The sequence below is a fragment of the Nocardiopsis alborubida genome (assembly GCF_012396365.1).
Taxonomy (GTDB): Bacteria; Actinomycetota; Actinomycetes; order Streptosporangiales; family Streptosporangiaceae; genus Nocardiopsis; species Nocardiopsis alborubida.
The window spans coordinates 1-2,948 of the sequence record NZ_JAAXPG010000067.1; the positions used below are offsets into that span (position 1 = coordinate 1).

The 2,948-nt window shown below is 73.3% G+C and carries 2 protein-coding genes and 1 pseudogene; 1 reads left to right on the forward strand and 2 read right to left on the reverse strand.

What is annotated here, in order from left to right; translation table 11 throughout:
- Positions 1 to 36 precede the first annotated feature (36 nt).
- Positions 37 to 1,638, reverse strand: a complete 1,602-nt coding sequence (locus HGB44_RS31475) for a glycoside hydrolase family 13 protein (protein WP_061082517.1) — start codon at positions 1,636 to 1,638, stop codon at positions 37 to 39.
- A 96-nt stretch (positions 1,639 to 1,734) separates the two neighbouring features.
- On the opposite strand from HGB44_RS31475, the gene HGB44_RS31480 reads away from it, so the two are divergent.
- Positions 1,735 to 2,823, forward strand: a complete 1,089-nt coding sequence (locus tag HGB44_RS31480; RefSeq protein WP_061082516.1) for a LacI family DNA-binding transcriptional regulator — start codon at positions 1,735 to 1,737, stop codon at positions 2,821 to 2,823.
- On the opposite strand, the pseudogene HGB44_RS32345 reads toward HGB44_RS31480, so the two are convergent.
- Positions 2,822 to 2,948: pseudogene (locus HGB44_RS32345) on the reverse strand (aminoglycoside phosphotransferase family protein); the annotation flags it as partial. The gene HGB44_RS31480 and the pseudogene HGB44_RS32345 sit on opposite strands and share 2 nt — an antisense overlap.

Sequence of the window (2,948 nt, forward strand, 5' to 3'; positions counted from 1 at the left end):
TCCGATCTCCCCGTGCCCGGCACCGCCCGCGCGGGCTCAGCCGCGCAGCCACACCGCCGTCTCGGCGGGCAGCGTCAGGGTGCCCCCGGCGGGCTCGCCGACCGGACCGCTGGCCACGAGCACCTCGCCGTCGGCCGCGAGTTCCACGGCCTCCCCGGTGAGGTTCACCGCGACGCGCACGCCCGGCTCGCGCTCGAAGTACAGCACGCCGCCGGGCGCGTCCAGCCAGGCCATGGAGCCGTCGCCGAGCGCGTCCAGCTCCCGGCGCAGGCCCAGCGCCTTCGTGTACAGCTCCAGCGTGGAGCCCTCCACGCCGCGCTGGGCGGCGCGCGAGAGGGCGCCCCAGCCCTCGGGCATCGGCAGCCACGGGACGCTGCCCGCGGGACCGAACCCGTGCGGGGCCTCGTCACCGTCCCACGGCAGCGGCACCCGGCAGCCGTCCCGGCCGCGGTCGGTGCGGCCCGACCGCTCCCAGGTCGGGTCCTGGAGCGCGTCCTCGGGCAGGTCGGTGACCTCGGGAAGGCCCAGTTCCTCGCCCTGGTAGATGTACACCGAGCCCGGCAGGCCCAGCATCAGCAGCGTCGCCGCGCGCGCACGGCGCAGCCCCTGCTCACCGCCGCCGAAGCGGGTCACGTGGCGGACCACGTCGTGGTTGGACAGCACCCACGTGGTGGTCGCGCCCACCGCGGTGTTGGCCGCCAGGGACACGTCGATGACCTCGCGCAGGCGCCCGGCGTCCCACGGCGCGGTCAGGTACTCGAAGTTGAACGCCTGGTGCAGCTCGTCCGGGCGCAGGTAGCGGGCCACCCGCTGGGCGTCCTCCACCCACGCCTCGGCCACCAGGGCGCGGTCGCCCGGGTACTCCGCGGCGATCCGGGCCCAGCGGCGGTAGATCTCGTGCACGCCGTCCTGGTCGAAGTAGGGCAGCGAGGTGCTGCCGTCGAGCATGTCGGCCTTGGCGTCCTCGGCGATGTCGGGCATCGCCGGGTCCTTGACCATGCCGTGCGCGACGTCGATGCGGAACCCGTCCACGCCCCGGTCCAGCCAGAAGCGCAGCACGTCGTCGAACTCGTCGTGCACCTCCTGGTTGGTCCAGTCGAAGTCGGGCTGCTCGGGGTCGAACAGGTGCAGGTACCACTGTTCGGGTGTGCCGTCGGGCCGCTTGAGGCGGGTCCAGGCCGGGCCGCCGAAGATCGACTTCCAGTTGTTCGGCGGCTCCTCCCCGTCGGGCCCCCGCCCGTCCCGGAAGACGTACCGCGAGCGGGCGCGGTCGCCCGGCTCCGCGGCCGCGGCCTCCCTGAACCACGCGTGGGCGGAGGAGGAGTGGTTGGGGACCACGTCGATGATCAGGCGGATGCCCATGCCGTGGGCGGTCTCCAGGAGGGCGTCGAAGTCCTCCAGGGTGCCGAAGCGGGGGTCGACGTCGCGGTAGTCGGCGACGTCGTAGCCGCCGTCGGCGAGGGGGGAGACGTAGAACGGCGTCAGCCAGATCGCGTCCACGCCGAGCTCGGCCAGGTGGGGGAGGCGCTCGCGGATGCCGGCGAGGTCGCCCTCACCGTCACCGTTGGAGTCGGCGAAGCTGCGGACGTAGATCTGGTAGATCGCCGCGTCACGCCACCAGTGCGACTGAGGCTCCATCAGCGGGGGTCCTTCCCTGTGACGAGTGCAATTTCTTGCGCAAGATTACCGCCAATTTTCGGCCATGTGACGACGATCTCGACTAGAGTTGCGCCCATGGGTCCACGACTTGCCGACATCGCGCGGCACGCAGGCGTCAGCGAGGCCACCGTCTCGCGGGTGCTCAACGACAAGCCGGGCGTCGGCAGCGACACCCGCAAGGCCGTTCTGACGGCGCTGGACGTCCTCGGCTACGAGCGCCCCGCCCGGCTGCGGCAGCGCTCCGCGGGACTGGTCGGCATGGTCATACCCGAACTGGAGAACCCCGTCTTCCCGATGTTCGCCCAGGCGGCCGAGGGAGCGCTCGCCCAGCGCGGGTACACGCCCGTACTGTGCACCCAGACACCCGGCGGGATAACGGAGGACGAGTACGTGGAGCTGCTGCTGGAGCGCAACGTCTCCGGCATCCTCTTCGTCTCCGGGCGCCACGCCGACACCACCGCCCCCCACGAGCGCTATCACGCCCTGGTCTCGCGCAGACTCCCGATCGTGCTGGTCAACGGGTACGCCGACGCCATCCCCGCCGCCTTCATCTCCTGCGACGACCGGGAGGCCGGGCACCTGGCCGTCAACCACCTGGTCGCCCTCGGCCACACCCGCATCGGCTTCACCAGCGGGCCCGAGCGCTACGTCCCGGTCCGCCGCAAGCTCGACGGGTACCACCAGGCCCTGGCGCAGCACGGCCTTGACGGCGAGGACCTCGTGGAGCTGTCGCTGTTCGGGGTGGAGGGCGGCCACGCCGCCGCCACCCGGCTGATCGAGCGCGGCGTCACCGCCATGGTCTGCGGCTCGGACATGATGGCCCTGGGCGCCATCCGCGCCGCGCGCCAGCGCGGTCTGCGCGTCCCGCGGGACTTCTCGGTGGTGGGATTCGACGACTCCCAGCTCATCGCCTTCACCGACCCCCCGCTGACCACCGTCCGGCAGCCGGTCAACGCCATGGCGCTGGCCGCCGTGCGCGCCCTGTGCGACGAGATCGCCGGGCACCCCGTCTCCCACACCGAGTACGTCTTCGACCCCGAGCTGGTCGTCCGCGGCTCCACCGCCATCGCCCCCGCCAGGAACCCGGCCCCCGTCACCCAGATCGACGCCGCCCCCGCGCGCACCCGGGTGGAGCGCCCCCGGGCGGAGCGCCCCCGGGTCTGACCGCGTCGGGCAGCTCACGGCGCTGGTCCCCGTCGCACCCGTACCCGTCGGCCAGGGCGCGCAGCCGCCGCGCGTCGCGCCGGGGGTCCCCGCCCTCGTGCAGCGGCACGAACCCGTGCGCGGCG

Coding starts and splice junctions, on each gene's coding strand:
- HGB44_RS31475 (WP_061082517.1), bottom strand. CDS start 1,638: ATGGAGCCTCAGTCGCACTGGTGGCGTGACGCGGCGATCTACCAGATC.
- HGB44_RS31480 (WP_061082516.1), top strand. CDS start 1,735: ATGGGTCCACGACTTGCCGACATCGCGCGGCACGCAGGCGTCAGCGAG.